This window comes from Pseudomonas sp. JAI120, from assembly GCF_014207255.1.
GTDB lineage: Bacteria > Pseudomonadota > Gammaproteobacteria > Pseudomonadales > Pseudomonadaceae > Aquipseudomonas.
In genome coordinates this window covers 1,132,524-1,155,993 of record NZ_JACHCZ010000002.1, presented here as the reverse complement: position 1 = coordinate 1,155,993, position 23,470 = coordinate 1,132,524, and the positions used below count along the sequence as shown (strand labels likewise).

At 57.4% G+C, this 23,470-nt stretch carries 25 protein-coding genes and 1 tRNA gene; 13 read left to right on the top strand and 13 right to left on the bottom strand.

Annotated elements, in window-relative coordinates:
• Nucleotides 1-697 precede the first annotated feature (697 nt).
• Nucleotides 698-1,591, bottom strand: coding sequence for a LysR family transcriptional regulator (locus HDC32_RS17310; RefSeq protein WP_131700424.1), 894 nt, complete (start codon nt 1,589-1,591; stop codon nt 698-700).
• Nucleotides 1,592-1,685: 94 nt separating this feature from the next.
• Between HDC32_RS17310 and HDC32_RS17305 the strand changes: the two genes are divergently transcribed.
• Nucleotides 1,686-2,852: an MFS transporter gene (locus tag HDC32_RS17305; RefSeq protein ID WP_184744879.1), complete on the top strand. Its 1,167-nt coding sequence runs from the start codon at nt 1,686-1,688 to the stop codon at nt 2,850-2,852.
• 564 nt (nt 2,853-3,416) lie between these two features.
• On the opposite strand, the gene HDC32_RS17300 is transcribed toward HDC32_RS17305, so the two are convergent.
• Nucleotides 3,417-3,493: transfer RNA gene (locus HDC32_RS17300), tRNA-Met, on the bottom strand.
• Between the two features lie 143 nt (nt 3,494-3,636).
• Here HDC32_RS17300 and HDC32_RS17295 point away from each other — a divergent pair.
• Complete coding sequence (locus HDC32_RS17295) at nt 3,637-3,780, top strand: hypothetical protein (protein WP_178116706.1); 144 nt, start codon at nt 3,637-3,639, stop codon at nt 3,778-3,780.
• A 51-nt stretch (nt 3,781-3,831) separates the two neighbouring features.
• On the opposite strand, the gene HDC32_RS17290 is transcribed toward HDC32_RS17295, so the two are convergent.
• Nucleotides 3,832-4,383, bottom strand: a complete 552-nt coding sequence (locus HDC32_RS17290; protein ID WP_131700422.1) for an RNA polymerase sigma factor — start codon at nt 4,381-4,383, stop codon at nt 3,832-3,834.
• Between the two features lie 262 nt (nt 4,384-4,645).
• Between HDC32_RS17290 and sctW the strand changes: the two genes are divergently transcribed.
• From sctW to sctU, 11 genes are read left to right on the top strand one after another with little or no spacing between them, the layout of a single operon-like run.
• On the top strand, nt 4,646-5,710 hold the full coding sequence (sctW, locus tag HDC32_RS17285; protein ID WP_184744877.1) for a type III secretion system gatekeeper subunit SctW: 1,065 nt from the start codon (nt 4,646-4,648) through the stop codon (nt 5,708-5,710).
• Complete coding sequence (gene sctV / locus HDC32_RS17280; RefSeq protein WP_184744876.1) at nt 5,707-7,800, top strand: type III secretion system export apparatus subunit SctV; 2,094 nt, start codon at nt 5,707-5,709, stop codon at nt 7,798-7,800. Before sctW ends, sctV begins: the two co-directional genes overlap by 4 nt.
• Nucleotides 7,801-7,834: 34 nt before the next feature.
• Complete coding sequence (locus HDC32_RS17275) at nt 7,835-8,734, top strand: FHA domain-containing protein (RefSeq protein WP_131700461.1); 900 nt, start codon at nt 7,835-7,837, stop codon at nt 8,732-8,734.
• On the top strand, nt 8,731-10,089 hold the full coding sequence (locus HDC32_RS17270) for a FliI/YscN family ATPase (protein ID WP_131700419.1): 1,359 nt from the start codon (nt 8,731-8,733) through the stop codon (nt 10,087-10,089). Before HDC32_RS17275 ends, HDC32_RS17270 begins: the two co-directional genes overlap by 4 nt.
• On the top strand, nt 10,076-10,504 hold the full coding sequence (gene sctO / locus HDC32_RS17265) for a type III secretion system stalk subunit SctO (protein ID WP_131700418.1): 429 nt from the start codon (nt 10,076-10,078) through the stop codon (nt 10,502-10,504). The genes HDC32_RS17270 and sctO overlap by 14 nt, the downstream gene beginning before the upstream one ends.
• The gene (locus tag HDC32_RS17260; RefSeq protein ID WP_131700417.1) at nt 10,501-10,959 is read left to right on the top strand and encodes a type III secretion system HrpP C-terminal domain-containing protein; all 459 of its coding nucleotides are present in this window, start codon (nt 10,501-10,503) and stop codon (nt 10,957-10,959) included. Before sctO ends, HDC32_RS17260 begins: the two co-directional genes overlap by 4 nt.
• On the top strand, nt 10,956-11,969 hold the full coding sequence (locus HDC32_RS17255; protein WP_184744875.1) for a FliM/FliN family flagellar motor switch protein: 1,014 nt from the start codon (nt 10,956-10,958) through the stop codon (nt 11,967-11,969). Before HDC32_RS17260 ends, HDC32_RS17255 begins: the two co-directional genes overlap by 4 nt.
• Nucleotides 11,966-12,619, top strand: a complete 654-nt coding sequence (gene sctR / locus HDC32_RS17250) for a type III secretion system export apparatus subunit SctR (protein ID WP_115486563.1) — start codon at nt 11,966-11,968, stop codon at nt 12,617-12,619. The genes HDC32_RS17255 and sctR overlap by 4 nt, the downstream gene beginning before the upstream one ends.
• Nucleotides 12,620-12,626: 7 nt before the next feature.
• Nucleotides 12,627-12,890: a type III secretion system export apparatus subunit SctS gene (gene sctS / locus HDC32_RS17245; RefSeq protein ID WP_065938437.1), complete on the top strand. Its 264-nt coding sequence runs from the start codon at nt 12,627-12,629 to the stop codon at nt 12,888-12,890.
• A gap of 10 nt (nt 12,891-12,900) precedes the next feature.
• Nucleotides 12,901-13,689: a type III secretion system export apparatus subunit SctT gene (gene sctT / locus HDC32_RS17240; RefSeq protein WP_131700415.1), complete on the top strand. Its 789-nt coding sequence runs from the start codon at nt 12,901-12,903 to the stop codon at nt 13,687-13,689.
• Nucleotides 13,686-14,783 (top strand): type III secretion system export apparatus subunit SctU, encoded by a 1,098-nt coding sequence (sctU, locus tag HDC32_RS17235; RefSeq protein ID WP_131700414.1) that lies wholly within the window; start codon nt 13,686-13,688, stop codon nt 14,781-14,783. Before sctT ends, sctU begins: the two co-directional genes overlap by 4 nt.
• Here sctU and HDC32_RS17230 read toward each other — a convergent pair whose 3' ends face one another.
• The 10 genes from HDC32_RS17230 to ychF form a co-directional block, all read right to left on the bottom strand.
• Nucleotides 14,784-15,134 (bottom strand): transcriptional regulator, encoded by a 351-nt coding sequence (locus HDC32_RS17230; RefSeq protein WP_145335457.1) that lies wholly within the window; start codon nt 15,132-15,134, stop codon nt 14,784-14,786.
• Nucleotides 15,135-15,145: 11 nt separating this feature from the next.
• Entirely contained in the window at nt 15,146-15,349 is a 204-nt protein-coding gene (gene hrpT, locus HDC32_RS32090) for an HrpT family type III secretion system protein (protein WP_131700412.1), read from the bottom strand.
• The gene (sctC, locus tag HDC32_RS17225; RefSeq protein ID WP_131700411.1) at nt 15,346-17,481 is read right to left on the bottom strand and encodes a type III secretion system outer membrane ring subunit SctC; all 2,136 of its coding nucleotides are present in this window, start codon (nt 17,479-17,481) and stop codon (nt 15,346-15,348) included. Before sctC ends, hrpT begins: the two co-directional genes overlap by 4 nt.
• A 14-nt stretch (nt 17,482-17,495) precedes the next feature.
• Nucleotides 17,496-17,888: a type III secretion protein gene (locus HDC32_RS17220; protein WP_145335453.1), complete on the bottom strand. Its 393-nt coding sequence runs from the start codon at nt 17,886-17,888 to the stop codon at nt 17,496-17,498.
• Between the two features lies 1 nt (nt 17,889).
• Nucleotides 17,890-18,096: a hypothetical protein gene (locus HDC32_RS17215; RefSeq protein ID WP_145335452.1), complete on the bottom strand. Its 207-nt coding sequence runs from the start codon at nt 18,094-18,096 to the stop codon at nt 17,890-17,892.
• Nucleotides 18,097-18,203: 107 nt separating this feature from the next.
• Complete coding sequence (gene sctL, locus HDC32_RS17210) at nt 18,204-18,776, bottom strand: type III secretion system stator protein SctL (RefSeq protein ID WP_145335450.1); 573 nt, start codon at nt 18,774-18,776, stop codon at nt 18,204-18,206.
• A gap of 573 nt (nt 18,777-19,349) precedes the next feature.
• Entirely contained in the window at nt 19,350-20,150 is an 801-nt protein-coding gene (gene sctJ, locus HDC32_RS17205) for a type III secretion system inner membrane ring lipoprotein SctJ (protein WP_122309105.1), read from the bottom strand.
• A 490-nt stretch (nt 20,151-20,640) separates the two neighbouring features.
• Nucleotides 20,641-20,838, bottom strand: coding sequence for a hypothetical protein (locus HDC32_RS17200; protein WP_131700407.1), 198 nt, complete (start codon nt 20,836-20,838; stop codon nt 20,641-20,643).
• 279 nt (nt 20,839-21,117) lie between these two features.
• Nucleotides 21,118-22,041, bottom strand: coding sequence for a sigma 54-interacting transcriptional regulator (locus HDC32_RS17195; protein ID WP_184744874.1), 924 nt, complete (start codon nt 22,039-22,041; stop codon nt 21,118-21,120).
• Nucleotides 22,042-22,355: 314 nt separating this feature from the next.
• Nucleotides 22,356-23,456 carry a redox-regulated ATPase YchF gene (gene ychF, locus HDC32_RS17190; protein ID WP_065924046.1) on the bottom strand — a complete coding sequence of 367 codons (1,101 nt, stop codon included), beginning with the start codon at nt 23,454-23,456 and terminating at the stop codon, nt 22,356-22,358.
• Nucleotides 23,457-23,470: the final 14 nt, after the last annotated feature.

Below are 23,470 nucleotides of genomic sequence, written 5' to 3'. Positions count from 1 at the left end.
GCGCGAGAGCTTGCGACGGATCCAAATTAGATCTGCTGTCGAGTGCACGCTTTGCTGGCAAGGACAATCGTTTGGTCTAGAGGGACAACGGCTTAGAAAGCCGTGCTTACAGCAGACGCAGAATGCCGACATCGGAACTGGTCTTGCGGCCATGGGAGTAGATATTGCCCGTGGCTGGGAGCTCCTTTATTTCTGTCTCAAACGGACGGTCGCTGTTCTAGATCCCCGTGGAGGTTGGTGTTTTACGATTGGTACCATTCCATCGGCGTTGCAGCACCAAGGTCCCGAGTTGCAATAGATAAGTGGCAAACTCTTCGGGGGCCATGTCCCATCTCTGTAAAAACCAGGATGAATCGGATAGTCGCTGCTGTTCTCGTAGATGCATGAGACACCTCGTCATTTGTGTTTGTAGGGACACGGCATGGAGTGAAAATTATCTAGGGGAGATGAAGCGCGCTTGGCTCGAATGGACAACCGTTTGGTTAAAAAGGACAGGTATAAATGTTCGGCATACCAGTGCGCAGCGATGGTATGGGGGGAGGAGGCGAGGCGCCCTGGGAAGTCGCATGGGGAGTGTTTAGACGGGTCTATCTACATACATTCCAGCCAAGTGTTCAGCAAGTAAGCGCCCGGCGAAGTCACCTACCCGATGCGGACAGTATCGCGAGTAGCCGGAAGGATCAGGTGACGCTGCCGCTTACATCCGGTGATTTTCCAGTAGGAAGTCCACGAACAGCCGCACCCGCGCTGGCATCGCCGATCCACCTACAAACACCGCATGAATCGGCTCTTGGTCGCCAGGGTTCCAGGCTTCCAGCAGCGGTATCAGGTCGCCGCGCTGCAGATCTTCGCTCACGCTGAACTCGCCGATACGCGCAATGCCGGCACCTACTCGCGCGAGTTGTGCCAGCGCTTCACCACTGCTGCATTCGATGTTGCCACTGACCTTCAGGGAAAACTCTATTCCGTCGCGGGTGAACGGCCAGTTGGGTTCGGCACGCCGGAAGTTGAAGCGCAGGCAGTTATGCCGTAGCAGGTCTTCCGGTTCGCGAGGGATGCCGTGGCGTTGCAGGTATTCGGGCGAGGCCACCACGACCTGGCCGGTGTCGCCGATCCTGCGCGCGGTCAGCGGGCTGTCGGGCAGATGGCCAAAACGTACCGCCACATCGGCCTGGCCGCCGAGAATGTCGACCACTTCGTCGCCGAGGGTAAGGTCGACCAAGATGTTCGGATGGCGGGCGCTGAATGCCGCCACCAAGGGAACGATGGCCAGCCGCCCGTGGCCAAGGGCGGCACTGACCCGCAATCGGCCCCTGGGTACGCCCTGGTCGGCGATGGCTTCTTCCACCTCGGCCATATCGGCCAGGATACGCCGGGCGCCGCGCAGGAAAGCCTCGCCCTCGGCAGTGAAGCTGATCGCTCGGGTGGTGCGCAACAGCAGCCGGGTGCCAAGGCGCTGTTCGGTACGCGCGATGATCCGACTGACCGCCGAGGGTGTAAGCCCTAATGCACGCGCGGCAGCCGATAGGCTGCCTTCCTGCGCCACGGTGGCGAACACGAGCATGTCACCGGATCTGCCGTTGAAGTCCATTTGTGCTCCTTACGCATAGGTGATTGCCAGAAATGCTATCTACCGCCTTAAAACGCTGGATCGTAGCATTGGCGGCATAGATAAGGAGCCTTCCATGCGTATCAATCCACCACTTGTCGCACTCGCCATAGGTGCCTTTGGCATCGGTGTTACCGAGTTCGCCCCAATGGGCATGTTGCCGGGCATCGCTGAGGATCTCGGCGTTTCCATTCCCGCCGCAGGCCTGTTAGTCAGTGCTTACGCCATGGGTGTACTGCTCGGCGCGCCACTGATGACCCTGACCACCGGCAGGATTCCCCGGCGCTATCTGCTGATCGGACTCATGGCGATTTTCACCCTGGGTAATCTGATGTCAGCCCTGGCGACCGATTACTACAGCCTCATGATCGCCAGGGTGGTGACCTCACTGAACCACGGTGCGTTCTTTGGCGTTGGCTCCATCGTTGCCGCCAGCGTGGTCGCCCCTGAGAAGCGTGCCGGGGCGGTCGCGGCAATGTTTATGGGCCTCACCCTGGCAACCATCGGCGGTGTGCCGCTGGCCGCCTGGTTTGGCGAACTGTTCGGCTGGCGCACAGCATTCTGGGGTATTACCGGCCTCGGTGTGGTGGCTATGGCCGCGTTGTGGTTCGCCCTGCCCAACCTGAAGGCGCCGCCAAGCGTTGGTGTAATGGCCGAAATTCGGGTACTGGGCCGTGGCCCGGTGCTGGGCGCGTTGGCCCTCACGGTAGTCGGCTCGGGTGCAATGTTTACCGTCTTCACCTACATCGCGCCGATCCTCAGCAGCGAGACCCGTGCGTCCACTGCCTACATCACCGCCATGCTGGTACTGTTCGGTGTGGGGTTGACCCTGGGCAACATGTGGGGCGGCAAGGCCGCTGATCGCTCGATAGATCGCACCCTGATCGTTTCGCTGAGCGTGCTGATTCTCGTGTTGCTGGCGTTTACGGTACTGATGCGTTGGCCGCTGCCGGCAGCCGTTGCCATCCTGATATGGGGTATTGCCAGTTTCGCCCTGGTGCCGCCGCTGCAGATGCGCGTCATGGAAGCTGCCAAGGAGGCGCCCAATCTGGCCTCGGCGGTGAACATCGGTGCGTTTAACTTCGGCAATGCGATTGGTGCGGCGCTGGGCGGCGCGGTGATCAATGCCGGGCTAGGTTATCCGGCGATTTCCCTGGCCGGAGCGGCGGTGGCGGGGCTAGGGCTGCTGATGGTGTTGGCGTTTGCGTGGCGTTCCAGAAAGATTGCAACTGCGGTGGTGTGACCTTGATGTGAGCGCCAGTCGCTTAGTTGCTCCGTGACTTTCATCGTGTTTTGGGCATGACCACAGTGGATTGGCTGAATCGCCGATCAACACGCGCCTTGCTGCCCACGGGAACACTTAGAATGGAGCCTGATATGGCGGTTGGAGAGTAGCCTAAGGCCCGCGTTAAGACCCCTCATCTTCCTTCCTTGACACCTCATTAATGAGCACCGGGAAGTGTTGGGCTTCGTGTTACACCGCTCGAAAAATATACGTGCTTAGGGTCGTATTTCCCATCACCGGTACCTGCCGATAAATTTCAGGTTTGATCTAGATGCATGCTCTAGTTCGCGGTTTGCCCCGGCCTCAGGCTCCAGGCTGGAAAGTGTCGTGTCAGCGAGAGGGCGTCGCTTGATATCTGTGCGTTGCCTCCAGTTCAATTTTTATTGAAGCATGCATGGGGGCATACACGGAGGGGAAGGATAGGGATAGACAGAGGTGAACAGCCAGAAACAAGAAAGCCCGCACGAGGCGGGCTTCTTGAGGTGATTCATAGACTGCTGTAGACATCTATGGATCGGTACTTGGTGGCTACACAGGGACTTGAACCCCGGACCCCAGCATTATGAATGCTATGCTCTAACCAACTGAGCTATGTAGCCAAGTGGCGCGCATTATTCGCGTAGAACGGGAATGCGTCAAGCATTTATTTTGAGTTTTTATCTACGCTTTCAATTGTTTATCGGAAACGCGCGCGTTGGGCGACGAGTGGTTGCTGATTCGCGTCTGCTGTGAAGTGACCCCCATGACGTCAAGCAATTCCTCGACTGCCGGGCAAACCAGCTCGTTGACCCTGCTGGCAGTTGGGCTGATGTTCGGTCGTGGCGGGATCAGTGCGGCGCTGTCAGGACTATTGGTGATCTTTCTGGCGCGCACGAAAAAGGTCTGATTCGGTTGGGCAGATATCCCTGTCGCCCAACGCTTGGCCAGTCAGCCGGATTTACGATTGAAACGGGTTCTGGGTGGTGCGCTTGAGCTGTTCGCGTGCTCGCGACAGTCGTGAGCGAACGGTGCCGATAGGGATGTCCAATACGTCGGCTGTGTCCTGGTAGCTGCCGTCGGTTTCCAGCGAGGCGTACATCGTCCTGCGCATTTCCGCCGGCAGGTGGTCAATGGCGCTCAGGGTGTTCTCCAGGCGGCGGTTGATCTCAAATTCCCAATCCAGGTTGTTGTTTTCTTCCTGTCCATGCCACAACGACTCATCAAATTCGCAATGCACGGGTTTGGCATACATGCGCCTGAAGTGGTTGCGAATCAGGTTCTGTGCGATGCCGCACATCCAGGTGCTGAGCGAGGCGTTGCCGCAGAAACGCTCGCGGTTGCGCCAGGCTTCCAGGTACGTCAGTTGCAGAAGATCATCCGCATCTTCCGGGTTGAGTACGCGTTTGTGAATGAAGCGCCTGAGCTTTTTCTGCTGGTCGTCTGTCAGGTGATGCATGAATTGAGGCGAGCTGCCAACGAGGTGAGCTAAAGCTTCAATGGGGAGATTCATGTTTTTTTTCCTTAGGGTAGACGCAGTCGAGCGGGTGTCGACAGGTCCCTTTAGCACTCCCTGTGCCAATCGGAAAAAAATCGTAACTTTATGATTTATATATATAAATATTCTGAATCAATGGTTTTTTTTGCAATGATTTGCACGGAACGCTGAAGGCTTTTGCAAGTTTTATCAAATTCGTATTGAGAGAGGATTTCGATGGAACTGCATGGGGAGACATTGCCACACAGGGAAACACTCTTCCTGTACTGGCGTGTCCATGAAAGTCGAATCCAACAACGATGTGCAAACAATCCGCCCCCTGGATCAGGCGGCTATCAGCCATGCCTCAGTGCCCGCACCCGCGAAGGGCATCGATGAGCTTGCACATCTGTTCGGTCAGGAAGTGGAGCTCAACAGCCGAGCGCTGAGCGAGCGGAAGATGACGGTGCGCGTGCCCCCAGCCGCGCAGCTTGCGCAACTTTATGACCAGTTGGGCCATCCGGCCAAGAAGAAGCTGCCTTTCCTTTTAGCACTCTTCAGACAGCAATTGCAGGACAAACCTACTCTCGAAAAATTGCTGAAGCTTGCGGACGGGGACCCGGCGCGCGCGTTCGTGGTGCTCAAGCATATGGTGACCGAGGCAGGCAGCGAGGTCCGTCAGTCCGAGGCTACGTTGGCGCGCGATGCCATTGCCAAGCTTGAAGCCCGTTTCAAAGGGGAGATCCAGGCAGGCCTGAACATCGCCTTGGCATTGCAGTCTGCCGGGCTCGACCCTCAGGAGCGCCAGGCACTGCGTGTGCTCTACTACAGTAGTGTGGTCACGCGCCAGTCCCTGTCGACGATGATGCAGGCTTTGCTGGGTGTATACGGTGGTGAGCAGTTCCACGTCGGGCTCAAGGTGATGTGTGAGGCTTTGGCGGATGACATTGCGGCCAAGGTGTCGTCAATGCCCACGCCCCTGTTGCGCACTTTGCTGCTGGGCCTGCGGGACTGCGGGCAGTTGAGCTCCGTGTTGGCCGGGTGCAATGCGTTGATCGGGCGCTTGGGCATCGAACATGACGCGGTAGGCTTGTTGCAGCGTCTGTTGGCTTACGCCGGCAGCGGCATTGAGGCTGCTGAGGTCCTGCGACTGGCGAATGATCTGGGAGGGAACTCATCCCTCCGGCAAGTGGTAGCCCTCCAGACGCTATACCCGTTGCTCCAGCAGTTGCCCTTGGCCTTGTGGTCTGACAGTCATGTACGACGGGATACCTTGGCTCGGCTTGTGGTGGTGGTGGATGAACTGGACCGGCATTTGCGCGGGCCTACACGATTTGCCGCTGAGCCGAGGACCATGACGTGACCGCTCTGTCGGCCATCAACCGTGTATTGCTCAAAGTGGCACAGCGCGCCGAAGTGTTGGGCGCGGTGGTGGTCATGGCCATCGTATTCATCTTTATTGTGCCGCTGCCCACCTGGCTGGTGGACATTTTGATCGCCCTGAATATCTGCATTTCGTGCCTGTTGATCGTGCTTGCGCTTTACCTGCCGGGCCCCCTGGCGTTTTCGTCGTTTCCGTCGATCCTGTTGTTGACCACCATGTTTCGACTGGCCCTGTCGATTGCAACCACGCGTCTGATCCTGCTGGAGCAGGATGCCGGCGACATCGTCGAGGCCTTTGGTAATTTCGTGGTGGGGGGCAACCTGGCAGTGGGGATGGTGATTTTCCTGATCCTGACCCTGGTTAACTTCCTGGTGATTACCAAGGGCTCGGAACGGGTTGCCGAGGTCGCGGCGCGGTTCAGCCTGGACGCGATGCCGGGCAAGCAGATGTCCATCGACAGTGACTTGCGTGCTGGCCTGATTGACGGCACACAAGCGCGGGACAAGCGCGAGCAATTGTCCCGTGAGAGCCAATTGTTCGGCGCGATGGACGGGGCCATGAAGTTCGTCAAGGGCGACGCTATCGCGGGGTTGATCATCGTCGTGGTCAACCTGTTGGGCGGCTTCTCTACGGGCATGTTCCAGCACGGCTTGAGCGCTGCTGATTCAATGGCGTTGTATTCGGTGCTGACGATCGGCGATGGCCTGATTGCACAAATTCCGGCGCTGCTGATCTCCCTGACCGCCGGCATGATCATCACCCGCGTGGCGCCGGAGGGGCGCAAAGGTATCAGTAACATGGGCGCCGAAATTGCCCGGCAAATGACCAGCGAGCCCAAGAGCTGGATAATCGCTTCGGTGGGCATGCTCGCGTTTGCGATAGTGCCCGGTATGCCGACCGGGGTATTTATCCTTATTTCGCTGATAACCGGCACCCTGGGGTATTACCTGATGCGCCAGCGTCAGCGACGAGCAGAGCCTGCGGCCGCAGCCGCCGAAGCCGTGCGTCCCGAAGAGAACGGAAAAGAGGACTTGCGCGGGTTCGATCCGTCGCGCCCTTACCTGTTGCTGTTCCCCCCGGTTTTGCGTGGGACGCCTGAGGTGGCGGAGCTTATTCATGGGATTCGCCAGTCCCGAAATGCACTGGTTGCCAATATTGGCCTGACCCTGCCGCCATTCGAAGTCGAACTCGATGACTCGCTGGCCGCCGACGAAATGCGTTTCTGTGTGCATGAAGTGCCGATGGTCAAGGCTTCGGTTGTCAACTATCTGGCCGTCGAGCGTAACGCCTTGACGGTCGAGCCTGAGCATGGAATACCCGGGCTGGCTGAGCGTGATGAACAGGACTGGGTCTGGCTGGCACCGGATGATCCACTGCTCGATGACCCGCAATTGGAACGCTTTACTGCGACCACTCTGATCATCGAACGCATGAAGCAGGCCATGATGCTCAGTGGACCGCAGTTCCTGGGGATCCAGGAGAGCAAGTCGATCCTCAGCTGGCTGGAGCACAACCAGCCGGAGTTGGTGCAGGAACTGCAGCGAATCATGCCGCTATCGCGGTTTTCATCAGTGCTGCAACGTCTGGCCAGCGAAGGTGTACCGCTGCGGGCCGTACGGTTGATTGTCGAATCGCTGATCGAGTATGGCCAGCATGAGCGTGAGCCGGAAGCATTGGCCGACTACGCGCGTATTGCGCTCAAGGCGCAGATTTTCCACCAGTACAGCGAGGCCGACGGCCTGCATGCCTGGCTGCTTTCACCGCACTCTGAAAACATCCTGCGCGAGGCATTGCGCCAGACCCAGACCGGGGTGTTTTTCGCGCTGGACGACGACCATAGCGCTGTGTTGATCACCCTGCTCAGCCAGGCCTTTACCTTAAGGGCCAAGAGCAAGAGTGTGCTGTTGGTGGCGCAGGACCTGCGTAGTCCCTTGCGTACCTTGCTGCTGGAAGAGTTCAACCATGTCCCGGTGCTCTCATTCGCCGAGTTGGGGAGCACCTCCAAGGTCAAAGTGCTGGGGCGCATTGACCTTGGCCAGGACGAGCTGATGCGTGGTGCGGTGGCATGAGTATTTGGCCATGGCCAGCGTGGAGGTCTCGCTGATGTTTGAGTTAAGGGTGCTTGACGGGCTGCGTCAGGGCGCTGCGTTGCCGTTGTTTGGGGAGCAGTGGAGCATTGGCGCTCACGCGGACGCTGACCTGATGCTGAACGACCCGGGCGTCGTCGAGCAGCATGCGCGCCTGCGGTTTATCGACGCCAACTGGTTGGTGCAGGCCGAAGCCGGGCTGTTGCGAGACCCCGAAGGCCAGGTACTGGCGCAGATCGCCAAACTGGAACTGAACGTGCCGTTTTCAGTGGGAGGGGTGCGCCTGTGCGTCACCTTGGCCGAGCAGCCCTGGCCCCAACCCACAGCCCCTGCGACGGTAGCGCCGCTACCGGCCAATGAGCCTGCGCAAGGGATGAAGTTATCGTCAATCTCGCACTCGCAGCAAAAGCGCCTGATCAGCCTGGTGTTGGTGGTGACGGTAATTATCGTGGCAGTGGGCATGGTCTCCACAGGGGAGCGTGAGGCACAGGCTTCGCTGATGCAGCCCGTGGTTCAGAAGCAGGAATTGGCCTCGTCTTTTGAAGTACGCCAGCAGCTGTTGAAGATGCTCAGCGAGCGTGAGTTGAGTCAGCGGGTCATCTTGCAAGTGATCAATGGCCAGGTGGCGCTCAGCGGAGATGTTTCTCAGGACGACGTGGAGCTGGTAGCGCGCATGCTCAGCCGTTTTGGTGAGCAATTCGACAGCTCGGTGCCGGTGATCAGCCGTGTGCGTGTGCGTGATAGCACGCTGCCATTTAGGATTGTGCAGATCGTCGGCGGGCCGAACGGTCACGTGGTCCTGGAGGAGGGCGGCCGACTGTTTGTGGGCGACGAAGTGGAAGGGTTGCGATTGGTGCTGATCGACAACAGCAAGGTGGTCTTCGACGGCGCGCAGCGTTACGAGGTGCGCTGGTGAGTGCAGATCTGCAAGCGCGTCTTGAAGCCTGGCAGCAGCGCCAGTCCCAGTCATTGAGCAGCTTTGCGCCGGTGACGATGCGTGGCCGAATCCAGCGCGTCAACGGCATGCTGCTGCAGTGCCGGCTACCCCAGGCGCGTATCGGTGACTTGTGCCAGGTGGAAAAAAGTCCGGGCGACTATATGCTCGCCGAGATCATCGGCTTCGATCAGCAGGATGCGGTGCTCAGTGCCTTGGGTAATTTGGAAGGCGTGCGGGTAGGGGCTGGAGTGGAGCGCCTTGGGGTATCCCATCGAGTCCAGGTCAGCGAGGCCCTGTTGGGCCAGGTGCTGGATGGTTTCGGACGGCCGATTACGGGGCAGGGCGTGAGTGCGTTTGTCGAGGCTGACTTACCGGATACCAGTGCGGTGTTGTGTGAAGCGCCGTTGCCCACCGAGCGGCCGAGGATTAACCGTGCACTGGCCACCGGAGTGCGCTCGATCGATGGCCTGATGACGATTGGCGAGGGCCAGCGTGTAGGCCTGTTCGCCGGGGCCGGTTGTGGCAAGACCACCTTGCTGGCCGAGATCGCGCGTAACGTCGAGTGCGATGTCATCGTATTCGGGCTGATCGGCGAGCGGGGGCGGGAGCTGCGTGAATTTCTTGACCATGAGCTCGATGACCAGTTGCGCGCCAAGGCGGTACTGGTGTGCGCCACCTCCGATCGTTCCAGCATGGAGCGCGCGCGGGCCGCGTTCACGGCCACGGCATTGGCCGAAGGGTTTCGGCGCAAGGGGCAACGGGTATTGCTGCTGATTGACTCCTTGACCCGTTTCGCCCGGGCCCAGCGTGAAATCGGCCTGGCTGCCGGCGAACCCCTGGGGCGCGGAGGTTTGCCTCCCTCGGTATACAGCCTGCTGCCACGGCTGGTGGAGCGTGCCGGGTTGACGCGTGACGGTGTGATCACCGCGATCTATACGGTGCTGATTGAGCAGGACTCCATGAACGATCCGGTGGCCGATGAAGTTCGCTCGCTGCTCGATGGGCATATCGTGTTGTCCCGCAAGCTTGCCGAGCGTGGGCACTACCCGGCGGTGGATGTGTTGGCAAGCCTTTCACGGATCTTGAGCAACGTCGCAGAGCCGGAGGACATCCAGGCGGGTACGGCATTGCGACGGTTGTTGTCGGCGTACCAACAGATCGAGCTGATGCTCAAGCTGGGGGAGTATCAACCTGGCAGCGATGCCCTGACCGATTTGGCGGTGGACAGCCGTCAGGCGGTCGACGGGTTCCTGCGCCAGGACTTGCGCGAGCCTACGCCGATGTTGACGACGCTGGAGCTGCTTAAGGATCTGACCGCCCATGTCCCATTCTGATGTGCTTCTCGGCGAAGTCGAGACGCTGCGGCGCCTGCGCAGGCATAGGGCTGACCGCGCCGAGCGCGCCCTGCGTGAGGCCAAGCGTGCCCAGCAGGCCCTGCTCGCACATATCCAGCAGGCTAAGAATGCGCTTGAGCAGACTCGGCAGGAGGAGGCTCGGCAAAGTGCTGAATTGCTCAGTCAGCATCAGGGTCAGGTGCTGAGCCTGAAGGCCTTGAAATCGTGGGGCGCACAGGAGCGAACATTATCTGCCGGTACCCGGCGGGACCAAGGCCAACTGGCGCAATTACAAGGCCAGCAGGACGAAAAGGAAAGCCGCGTCGGGAGTGCTCAGAGGCACGTCACCGAGTGTCTGCGGCAGGTGGAGAAACTTCAGGAGTTATCCCTACTTCTGGCTCAGGAGCCGACATGACCCAGGTTTCAAATAAACCCCTTGAGCGGCCACGTCCGCGTGAGGTGCGCGAGGAGCGGGAGCCGGGCGCTACGGGCGTAGTGCCTTGGGAACAAGTGCGACTGTTCACTCAACTGTTTGCCGATAACGATGAAGGCACTGGATCGGGAGCTTCCTTAGCGGGAATCAAGGCGTCGGCCGGTGCCTCCATGGTCGAGGCCCTCACCGAACAATTGGCCCCTCGTGTACAGGCCGGTTCCCAGTGGCCGCTGCAGGCGGTGTTGTACTTGCCTCGGCTGGGGCGGATCAACGCCAGCGTTCGCCGTGAGCAGAGTGCCTGGAGCATCGAGCTGGAAGCGGAACATGACGCCACGGCACGTTGGCTCAGCGGCGTGCGGCAACAGTGTGAGGACCGGTTCTCGGCAGTGCTGGGGTTGCCGGTCAACCTGCTTGTGCCTAGTACCGGCTGCGCATGAGAGTGCCGCACTTGAGCTTTCCCTTGATCAAGAGCAACACGGTTGCCGCACGCCGTCGGCTGGGGCGCGGCTTGTGCCTGGCGTTTCAGGTCGCCGGCGAGGACGGCGAGCTGCGACTGGAACCTGGACGGGCCCCAGCAGGGGCCGAGGCGTTCTGCTTCGAAACCGTGTGTGGTGTCCTGGCGCTCGCGGAAGCGGGGCCGTTGCTCAGCCTGCTGGGCGAATGCCCGGTGACATTGGCCCCGTCCGGCAACGATCCGGAGTCCTGGTTCTGGGCTTTGTTCCAGCATCACCTGAGCCCGCAGGTGAGTGCGTTATTGGGGTATATGCGATTGCTGGAGACCGATCGGCCCAAGGGGTTTGGTTGTCGGCTCAGCGTAACCTTGGGGGCGTCGCGGGTCGTGGGCTATCTGTGGCTGGCCCCTGAAACTTTCCTGGCGTTTTGCGACGCCGGGCCGTGGCGCACCGCTGCCGGGCCGATGCCGACGCGGTTCCAATTGGCTATTGCCGTGACCCTTGGGCGTTTGCAGTTACCGATTGCACAGGCTCGTAGCCTGCGTACCGGTGATGTGCTGGTGCTTGAGCAGACCTTTTTTCAAGCCCAGGGCAGCGGCTACATACAGGTTGGAAAGCAGCGGCTACATGGCTGCATTGACGATGCCACTGGTCTTTTGTGCCTGACCCTTACTTCTATCGAGGACACGTCCATGGACGAAGAGTTTGCAGCGCCCCATTATTCGGAATATGAGGCGGGGGAGCCCGTGGAGGATGTGTTTGGCCATGAGCCGTTCGATGAGTTGAGCATGGCGCTGAATGTACGCTGCGGAACGCTGAACCTCACGCTGGGTGAGCTGCGTAATCTCGCACCCGGCTCGATACTCGGTATTGCCGGCTATGCCCCTGGTATGGCAGGCCTGTACTACGGTGATCGGCCTATTGGCCAGGGGCAGTTGGTGGAAGTCGACGGGCGCCTTGGCTTGCAGTTATCTCGTGTGCTGTTCGGCCGATGATACTCCAGGGGCTCGACCCCCTCGTTCTCGCGCTTTTTCTTGGGGCATTGACGTTGATGCCCCTGCTGTTGGTCATCTGCACATCGTTTTTGAAAATCGTGATTGTGCTGATGATTACCCGAAATGCCATCGGCGTGCAGCAAGTGCCACCCAGCATGGCAATCAATGGCATAGCGTTGGCAGCGACGTTGTTCATCATGGCGCCGGTGGGTTACGAAATCGCCGAGAGCGTCAAGGCTTCGCCCTTGGACATGAGCAATGTGCAAACGGTACTGCAGACGGGTGGAGAAGCCATCAAGCCGTTGCGTGCCTTCATGCTGCGCAACGTGGACCCGGATGTGCTGACGCATCTGTTGGAAAATACCGCGCGGCTGTGGCCCGCACAGATGGCGCAGGAGGTGCAGCGCGAGGACCTGATCCTGCTGATTCCGGCCTTTGTGCTATCGCAGTTGCAGGCAGGGTTCGAGATCGGCTTCCTGATCTACATTCCCTTCATCGTGATCGACCTGATTGTCTCCAACCTGCTGCTGGCGCTGGGCATGCAAATGGTCTCGCCGATGACCATTTCCCTGCCGCTCAAACTGCTGTTGTTCGTGCTGGTGTCCGGCTGGTCGCGGCTGCTCGACAGCTTGTTCCTCTCCTATCTCTGAGTGGCTTATGGAACCGATCGTGCTGTTCAAACAGGGCATGCTGTTGGTGGTGGTGTTGTCGGCGCCACCGTTGATCGTAGCCGTCGTGGTGGGTGTGCTGACGTCCCTGGTGCAGGCACTGATGCAGATACAGGACCAGACGCTGCCCTTTGGCATCAAGCTGGTGGCGGTGGGTATTACGCTGATCATGACCGGGCGCTGGATTGGCGTGGAGTTGATCCAACTGATCAACCTCACCTTCGAGATGATCGGCCGCTCGGCCCTGAACTGAGGCCTCGCCTGTGTTGCTCTATCTCGAATTCCTGCCCAGCCTGGTGATCGGCATGGCGCGTATCTACCCCTGTGCCATCCTGGTGGCGGCGTTTTGTTTTCAGCACATACGCGGCATGCCTCGGCACACCATTGTGATGGTCATGGCATTGCTGCCCGCGCCTGGTATCCATGCGGCGCTGGAGGGCCAGGATTACTCGGCGCTCATGCTCGGTGGGTTGGTGCTCAAGGAGGTGGCGCTGGGGTTGTTGCTGGGAGTGTTGCTGGCGATGCCGTTCTGGATGTTCGAAGCAGTGGGGGCATTGCTGGATAACCAACGCGGTGCGCTTGCCGGTGGTCAGCTCAACCCTTCGCTTGGGCCGGATGCCACGCCCATCGGGCACTTGTTCAAGCAGCTGGCGATTTTTCTGCTGATGGTCAGCCTGGGGTTGGGCGCGGTGACGCAGGTGATCTGGGACAGTTACCTGATCTGGCCCCCCACCGTGTGGTTTCCGCTGCCTGCGCCTAATGGCATGAGTGTATTTGTCGGCCTGCTGGGCGATACCTTCACGCACATGATGCTGTACGCCGCGCCCTTCATTGCGGTGCTGTTGTTGCTGGAGTTCGGTATTGCGTTGCTGGGGGTCTACAGCCAGCAATTACAGGTGAGTACGCTGGCGCCGCCGGTCAAGAGCCTGGCAGGTATTGGTATTGTGCTGTTGTACTTTGCGCTGCTGCAGGACCTGATTGTCGGGCGCATGCTCCAGTTGGGTGACCTGAAACACTCGCTGGGGCTTCTCTTCAAGGCCTCAGTACCATGAGTGACTCGGGGGAAAAAAAGCACCCGGCTTCAGCCAAGAAACTGCGCGACCAGCGCAAGAAAGGCCAGGTCGCCCAGAGCCAGGATGTTCCCAAATTAGTGGTGCTCACCGCCATCAGTGAGATCGCCTTGTTAACCGCCGAGACCAGTCTTCAGCGCTTCCAGCAATTGATGGTGTTGCCGATGTCGCGCTTGAACCAGCCGTTTGTACGCGCGTTGGAGGAGGTGCTGGTTGAAGGGCTGGTCATGTTTGCTTCGTTTGCCCTGTTGATGGTCGCAGTGGCGATCACGGCGAAGCTGATCAGCAGTTGGATGCAATTCGGGTTGCTGTTCGCCCCGGAAGCGCTGAAGCTCGATTTCAATCGCCTCAACCCTGTCAGCCAGATCAAGCAAATGTTCTCTGCCCAGTCGGTGATGAATCTGATGATGAGCATCGCCAAGGCGTTCCTTATCGGCCTGATTGTGTACCTGGTGGTCTGGCCTTCGCTGGGGGTGTTGATCAATTTGGCAAACAGCGATCTGCAAAGTTACCTGCTGGCGCTGATTGCCCTGTTCCGCCATCTGCTGCACGCCTGCCTTGGGTTGCTGCTGGTGCTGGCCCTGATTGACCTGGCCTTGCAGAAACACTTCTTCGCCAAACGCATGCGCATGACCCAGGTCGAGGTCGTCAAGGAGTACAAGGACATGGAAGGCGACCCCCATGTGAAAGGCCAGCGCCGCTCGTTGGCGTACCAGCTGGCCCAGGAGGAGCCGAAGGTCAAGCTGCCCAAGCTGGAGGAGGCCGATATGCTGGTGGTCAACCCGACGCACTTTGCGGTCGCCTTGTACTACCGGCCCGGTAAGACGCCGCTGCCGTTACTGATCGGCAAAGGCACCGACGCCGAGGCCCGCACGTTGATCGTACGAGCCAAGGCCGCCGAGGTGCCCGTGATCCAGTGTGTGTGGCTGGCCCGCACGCTCTATACGAAACAGCTCGGCGCGAGCATTCCTCGCGAAACCTTGCAGGCCGTTGCGCTGATCTACCGCACCTTGCGCGAGCTTGATGACGAAGCCAAGCGCGAAACCCTGGAATTGCCGGAGCTTGAGCGGCGTTGATCAGCGACTGGAAGGCGCGTCTAGGGCGCCGAGGTTGGCCAGCGATAACATCCGGCTGAAAATCTTGTCCAGCGTGTTATGCGCTGCAGGCAGCGCGTGCCAGATCACCAGGGCGTACTGGGCATCGAGGTAGATGAAAAAGCCATCGTATAACGACGCGTACTCAAAGCGTCGCTCCAGTATCCATTGCAGTTGCCCGGTTTGTTGCGCTTCACGGGCGATATGCAAGGCCACCCCCGGCTGACTGCCGCCTTGCAGCGCGCACAGCTTGATGCCGGGAGCGAGCAGCTGGTGAGCGGCAGCGCCGCTCACCAGACTGTTCAGAAACACCTGGCGTTGTGCGTCGGGCATTTCCTTCACGCTCATCGTTCCAGTGATACCGTTTGATAGTCTTTTCGCTCCCCGGCGGGGCCAGGCTCGACACGCATCTGCGGTGGCCACCAGATCACCATTTTGTCCTTGGTCGCTTGCGGGCGAGAGCACGAGTCACCCTTGCAGGTGGGGGTGCAGCCGGCGACGAGCAGTACAGTGCCGATCAGGGTGACGCAAAATAAGCGGTGTTTCATGGGGTAGCCTTTTGAGCAGGAGTGATCAAGGAGGGGCGGGGCACACTGAGGTGTTCATCCTTCACCACAGGGCGCATGGCGATAAATACCTCGGCTTCTTCACCCGGCTTGAGCCAGGCGCGCGGCCATACGCTGACGGCCAGGGTCTGGGAGTTACTGCACTCCTTTTCGTCGATACGCACATTGCGTTTGAACTGGTTGCGCAACACCACCACCGCTACGTTGTACTCAGGGCCTGCATACCACTGGCTGCGTTCGGTGTTCAGCGCCAGCAAGTCGCGGGTGTTGCACAGGGTATTCAGCCCCAGCGGCATCGGTGCCGCCTTGAACGCCTTGGGCACTTCACCGCTGACCAAATGCGCCAGGGTGCTGATGATATCGCTGCGCTTGATCACCGGTTGGTGAGGGCTATAGCGCCGCGCCAACGGTGCGAGGGCTGCCTGCAATTCGACTTGGTCGTCCTGGGGCAGGTAGCGCGACGGATCGGCCTGGTCACCGATGACGCGCGGGGTGAGAATGAACAGGCGTTCACGCCGATTGTTCTGCCGTTCGGTCGAGGAAAACAGCGCCTTGCCCAGCAGGGGGATATCACCCAGCAGAGGCACTTTGTTGTGCTTGTCAGTGTTTTCGGTCACGTGGAAACCGCCGACCACCAATGAACGTTTTTCCGCCATCACAGCCTGGGTGCTGACTTTGCCTCGGCGTACGTCAAGGTTGCCGGGGAGGGGGTTGGTCTCGTCGAAATTGCCGTCTTCAATATCCACCACCAAGTGGATCTGATGGCCCCCACGGCTGGTGATGACGCGTGGCACTACCTGGAAGCTGGTGCCCACGGTGACCGGCAAAATGGTTGCGTTCTCCCTACCGGGCGTCAGGTACTGCGTGCGGTTGAAGTCGATCACCGCCGGTTGGTTTTCCAGCGTGAGCACCGAAGGGTTGGAGACCATGGTTGCCAGTCCCTTGGCTTCCAATGCGCGTATATCGGCATAGAAGCGATCGCGATTTTCGATCGACAGCTGCGACGAGGTGCCCGGTGACACGTTAGCACCGCCGCGGAAACGACTGTTCTGGAAACCCCAGTTCACCCCGAACTCACGCAACTGCGTGCGTTCGATATCGAGAATGATCGCGTCGATTTCCACCAGCTTGCGCGCCACATCGAGTTGGGTGATCAGCTCGCGGTACATGGCCTGGCGTTCCGGCAAGTCATAAATCAGCACCGCGTTGTTGCGCACATCGGCTTCGACGCGAATCCGGCTATTGGAGACCGGGGCGCGTGGGGTGAGCGCGGGGCCGATGTCCAGTGATGCCGGGTTGGCGTTAGCACCGAGCATCTGGCCCAGCAACGGGTTGCCCAACCGCGGAATGGTGGGTGTGAGCGGCGCGGGTTGAGAGGTGGGACGTTGACTCAGCCCCGCAAGCGTTGAGGAGGAGCGCGGCTCCAACAAGCCGCGCAAAATGCTGGCCACCCCTGGGATGGTGAGCTTCTCGCCGCGATAATCCACCAGGCGGTCCGCTGCATTTGCGAACTTCAGCGGATAACTCAGCACACTCTGTTTTTCATCCGGTGAACGGCGTTGACTGCTGAACTGCTTGATCTGCTCGATGTAGCGTCGAGGACCGGAGACGAGCACTACGCCATCTTCGGGTAACTCACCCCAGCCGAAACGACTGTCGAGCAGGCCGATATCGGTAAGGGCCTGTTTGAGGTCGGCGATGGTTTCGGAAGAGACTTCCAGGCGTGCGGATTCCTGCTGGTCGAGGGTGCTGATATAGAGGGTGTTGTTGTACAGGTACCACTGGAAACGGTGCTCTACACCGAGACGGTCGAGCAGCGACTGCGGGGTATTGGCGCGGATCTTGCCATTGACGTTGCCTTCCAGCAGGCCCTCGACTTGAAGCTGTGTGCCGAAGGTCTGGGCGAAGTCTTCGAGTACTTCCCGTAGGGGTTTGTGCTCGGCTTCATAGGCGTAGGCGGTGTTTTTCCATTCGGGGGGGATGGCCGCCAATGTGTGTTCCACTGGAATCAGTAGCCAGGGCAACAGGAGTATGGTGCGCCAATGGGCTCTTTTGGGCGACTTGCCAGGCGAATCAAAGCGCAAGCAACTGCGCTTGTGGATCTTGTTATACATAGACAATTCTCTGGTTAGTACGAGAGTGAACGGAGTGAGGTGGGTTTGAGGTTTTGGGCTGGGCGAGCGAGGCGTGCGAACGTGGCTCGCCATATGTCGCGCTGGTTGAGCAGGGTTTCAAAGCAACAGAGCACTTGTGCTTCTTCCCGCTCCTCGCGCAGGGTTTGAATCAGCCAAAGGTCTTCACTGTCAGCTTTTCGGACCAATACGCCTTGAAAGCGGCTTAGGCTGACCGCGCCCAAGCGCATCCAACTTTGCAAGCTCGCGTTATCTGAAGACACGGATGTCAGTTGAGCTTCCAATAAAATGAAGGGTCCCTGTCGTTTTAAAATAATTTCGTCGTTATTTTCAGATAAGTTGAGTTGCTCCTCTTGGCTACGTAACCATTCAAGAATCAGGTCGTTCATGTTATTGAAAACTTTCAATGGTCGTTTTTAGAGAAAGCAGCTCAACTCGATGATTCTCAGTGAACATCCCGTGGGTCGCTAAAGACTGCATTGATAACCTATGGAATAGTTCACCGTCCAATTCTTCGCTCACGCTGGCTTGAAGCCGTTTGTACGAAGAGTCAGCCATTTTTGTTGCTTGGTGCGCGAGTGTCTTGGTAGCGGACATAGCGGTTCCTTTAAACTCTGTTATTGGTATTTTTTACTGATTTGGTTTTTTGCAGAGCGCAGTTTTCAGCATGAACTGAGCATTATTAGATGTTGCTCCGATATTCTTTATAAGGTGTGAAAAAAAGCGGTGAGCATGGTCTCCCAGCTGATACAAAAGTCTCCCTCCTCTGTTTTCAGGATCAGTGTTTGAGGAGGGGTCGCCTCATCCGCGTTAAGTTTCCAAATAGTAGGTTTTTGATGAGCAAACCATCGTTTTATCTCATCAAAATCATGCGGATGGCAGAATAGGTCCGCGCAGACTTCGTGGACTTGATTCGCCATCAATTGCCTCAGGAGTGCCGCCAGCCTGATGGGACGGGGTGTTTCATCAAGCAGGCATCGAATAGCCTCACGGGTGATGAAACTCGCATGTTGCTCGAGCTTGTCGCACATGGCTTGACGATCGTGCTCCCAACGTTTGAGCTGAGCATCAGCGCGTCGCCAGATTTCCAGAGATGCTTCCTCCTTCAACGTCTCACATCTTTTTTGCGCCAAACTCAGCAACTTATCGGCTTGATCGTTGGCGTGCCTCAAGAGCTGTTCTGCCTGTATCCAATTTGCAAGTTCTTCCCGTGGGATGAGACTGCGAGGCAATTCGTGCCTGTCCTTGGGCACATCAATGGTATGTCGGTATAACATCACTGATCTCCTTACCCATGTGAGCCAGGGGGTATAGAGTCGCTTGGCAAGGAGGTTACACGCCAGACGACCGCCTGCCAGAGGGTGCTTAATCGGTTGCTTGTGTTCTCTAGGCAGATAGATTTTTTTTCAACCTCATACGTTCTCTGACGGGGAAAGCGCAATCTAAGGCGCTGCCAGATAGGAGGGTCGAGCCAGCTAAGTAGCAGTTGTAATGGATCTGCGTCGGGGGAAAGCATTGCAGGAGGAAGTGCCTTAGATAGGCGTCTGCACCAGTGGTGATGACTTTCACTCAACGTTGGAGCCGCATGAGGATTAACGGTGTCGTGAGCCAGTGCCAGCGCCAGGTCGAGTTGTTCACTTGACGCAAGGGCCAAGCGCAGCACGGTGGGGTTTGTCGCAGGGGGTAAACAGGCTTTCACACCCATGAATACGCCCCATACCGGCTGTTTGCCCTGATAAAGTGTATTAAACGTAGCGTGCTGACCCTCCTTCCAGTCTTCATGGGCGTTTTGCCAAGGGCATGCCCACCACTGAACCCATGCCAGGTGCTCACTCAGTGGGTATTCGATCTTAGGCATCATTCGCAGGTCCGGCAGAATCGTTCATTACTGACGACGCGTGCAGAAATCGCTGACGCCGACGGTGCATAAATAGCGTGGCAACAACAGTTACCACCACGCCAAGCAGAGCGGTGATTAATGTGCTACGCCAAAAACCTAGATCCTCGCCGGGCACCAGGAAGGGGCCAAAATACACTAGGCGTTGCTGCTCCTGATAAGCAGTCGCTGGAACGAATATCACGCTGAGTTTTTGAGGGTTGTCGATTGCCGTGGCCATGCCTGGGATGCTGCCTGCCACCATCCTGCGAACACGTGCGCGGATGTTGTCGGGATCCAGGCGTGGGTCGTGTTTTATAAACACAGAAGCAGATGCGGGCTGGACCGGTTCACCGGGTGCGATGCGTTCAGGCAGTACCACGTGGACTCGGGCAACGATGACTCCGTCAATGTTGGACAGCGTGGCCTCAAGTCCTTGGGACAAGGCATAGATGTAGCGCGCTCGCTCTTCGAGCGGCGTGGAGATAACGCCTTCCTTGCGAAATGTTTCGCCCAGTGTCGTCCTGGCCGCTCGTGGCAGACCCGCGGCTTCCAAGGTACGTACGGCGCGCCCGATGTCGTTTGCGTTGACCGTCACAATGACACCATCTTTGCTAGGGACTTTTTTCGCGCGAATGTGTTTATCTGCAAGTTCTGCTATGACCTCATTGGCCTCTTGCTCAGAGAGCTTGCTATGGAGCTCGACCCGCTCACCGCAACCGTTCAGCATAAGTATAGTTGCCAAGAGTAATACGAAAGGCAATAAGTTATTCATGTTGATTATTGTAAGTTAGAAACTTTGTCAATGCTTTGTGTCGTCTTGGCAAGGCATTTTACTAGCAGTTGGGAGGTTATTTGTATATTCGCCAGCACTCCAGGGAATTCCCGGAATTTAGTCATGTCCAGCTGCTTGTTAGTTGATTTAAGCAGTTTTGCCATTCGCATTTTAGAGGTGTATAACGGATTGATAGCCTCAGCAATCCCGGGGGCTAGAGAAGGCCTGGTATTAGATGCGTTTATCTTTGTATGCTCTTCGAGCAATGATGTGAAGAAACAAGAGTCGCTATGGCAGGTTGACTGATCTCGTTTGGTGTTAGTAGTGCCGAGATCTAGCTTTTTCTCTAAGTCAACAAGTTCTCTTATTTGCATAACATACCTATTATATAAAGCGCCGCAGAAAAATTTACAAAGAATAGTGAGCGCTCACTACGGTTTGGGGTCGAGGCGGGGCCTCTCGGGCTGATATGCCCGAGAGGTAGAAACTATTAAGTTTTGGCAACTTGAAGAAGGTCGTTAAATTTTTTCTTATCAATTTGCTTCAAGGCAGTTTCAATTTTATTCTCTCTGTCAAGGCCGTCAAGAGCGTCTGCGGTGGAGTTAGATCCCGATCCCGAGCTCGGTAAGGCGCCGTAGTTTTGCTGTTGAGGATATAGACTTGTTGGGGAGAGACCGGATATAGCCATGAGAAAAACTCCAGAACATTAATTTTCAAGTTTGTTTTTTGCTGTCGATCAAAAATGTGGAAAAGGTCATTTTTTCTCACAAATGATCTTGGCGTTAGATATGTGGCTTGTAGGTCGGTGGCGTTCCATGTCATGAGTAAATTAGATATTTCTAAATGTGTTACTGGCATGAATGTCGGTATGATATTTTTGTTAAGGTATGGAGTTGCTGAATTTCTCGAGGTGTACCCAGGGGGGGGCAAATGTTTCTAGAGAAAATGCACCTTCAAGCCAACCTGATTACCTCAGCGATATCGCTAGCTGTTTCATCCTATAGTATAAAGTCCGCTTGGTTACCTTAAGCTCAACCGCTACATTGTCTACACAGTGTTGGTGCCGGAACAACGACTCTTCAATTAGCGCTTTTTCAATTTGCTGCAAGCGCTCCTTGAGGCTTGCTTGAACTTCTTGTTCGCTGCTCATGGGAGTAGAAAACGGTGGCAAATTCAACACGAACCGTTTGGCCGTTGACCGTAGTTCACGCACGTTGCCGAGCCATGTGTGGCATAGCAGTTGTTGCAGTAGCCCCTCAGAAGGGGGCGGGGCAGTGCATTTGAAGTGGTTTGCTTCTTGCCGGATCATTTCCAGGAACAGCGGAATGATGCGCTCGCGTCGCTCCCGCAGTGCCGGGAGCTGAATATTCACGACGTTCAGGCGAAAATACAGGTCACGCCTGAAGGTGCCGTGTTCGACCATCTGGTGCAGCGAGTGCTGGGCAGACGCAATGACGCGCATGTCCACAGGGATGAAGCGGGTCGAACCCAGGCGCTCCACGCCGCGTGATTCCAGCACGCGTAGCAGCTTGGCCTGCAGGTTCAATGGCATGCTGTCGATCTCATCAAGGTAAAGCGTGCCCAGGTGGGCAGCCTCTACGAAGCCGGCCCTGGATTGCATCGCCCCGGTATAGGCGCCGCTGTTGACGCCGAACAATTGGCTTTCCGCGAGGCTTTCCGGGATGGCTGCACAGTTCACGGGAACAAAATTACCTCGCCGTCCCGATAGAAGATGAATCCGTTGTGCTAGCGTATCTTTGCCTGTACCGGTTTCCCCCAGTAACAAAATGTCAATGTTGAGGGTAGCCGTGTTGTTTAGTGTGTTTTCAATATCTGGGCCTTCGATGAGTGAAAATGCCGTTTCATTTTCCATGTTGAAGGTTGTCGACATTGAAAGATGTTCCCTTCCTGCTATTAATTCATTGTTAAAAGGACGTTATGCTCGCGATGACCAGTGGCGTAGATTATAGGGGCTGTCATTCATTCTTAAAGGGGGGCGACGGGCAATTGCTGTAGGAAAGTGTCTTTCTGTTGTAGCGATGAAGTCGCATCGTTCTTGGTGGGTGCGAGGAATAAGCAAGTCAAATAGGATAAGTCTGAAAGTATTTAATATTCGGATATGAAGGCTATATAAAATTAAATACGTGCCCACAAAAAAGCCGATGCAATGCATCGGCTTTTTTATTGGTGTGTTAAGAGTGACGTTTACACGTTAAAGCGGAAGTGCATCACGTCGCCATCCTTGACGATATATTCCTTACCTTCCAAACGCCATTTACCGGCTTCCTTAGCACCGGCCTCACCCTTGAACTGGATAAAGTCGTTGTAGGCGATCACTTCAGCGCGGATAAAGCCTTTTTCAAAGTCGGTGTGGATCACACCCGCAGCCTGTGGCGCAGTGGCGCCGACTTTTACGGTCCAGGCGCGGACTTCTTCGACACCGGCGGTGAAGTAGGTCTGCAGGTTGAGCATTTCGTAGCCGGCGCGGATCACGCGGTTCAGGCCAGGTTCTTCCAGGCCCAGGGCCTCAAGGAACATGTCTTTCTCTTCGCCGTCATCCAGCTCGGCGATTTCCGCTTCGATCTTGTTGCACACCGGCACCACGATGGCGCCTTCTTCGTCGGCGATGGCCTTGACCACGTCGAGCAAAGGGTTGTTCTCGAAGCCATCTTCAGCGACGTTGGCGATGTACATCACAGGCTTGGTGGTCAGCAGGTGGAAGCCCTTGACCACGGCCTTCTCGTCAGCGCCCATGGTCTTCATCAGGCTGCGTGCCGGCTTGCCCAGGGTGAAGTGCGCGATCAACTGTTCCAGCAGGCCTTTCTGGACCACAGCGTCCTTGTCGCCGCCTTTGGCGTTGCGTGCGACTTTCTGCAGTTGCTTCTCGCAGCTGTCGAGGTCGGCGAAGATCAGTTCAAGGTCGATGATCTCGATGTCGCGTTTCGGGTCGACGCTGTTGGAGACGTGAATCACGTTCTCGTCTTCAAAGCAGCGGACCACGTGGGCGATGGCATCGGTTTCACGGATGTTGGCCAGGAACTTGTTGCCCAGGCCTTCACCTTTCGACGCGCCGGCTACCAGGCCTGCGATGTCGACGAACTCCATGGTGGTCGGCAGGATGCGCTTGGGATTGACGATGGCCGCCAGTGCTTCCAGGCGCGGATCGGGCATCGGCACGATGCCGCTGTTGGGTTCGATGGTGCAGAAGGGGAAGTTCTCCGCCGCAATACCGGACTTGGTCAAAGCGTTGAACAAGGTGGATTTGCCGACGTTGGGCAGGCCGACGATGCCGCAATTGAATCCCATGGTGTTTCCCCTCG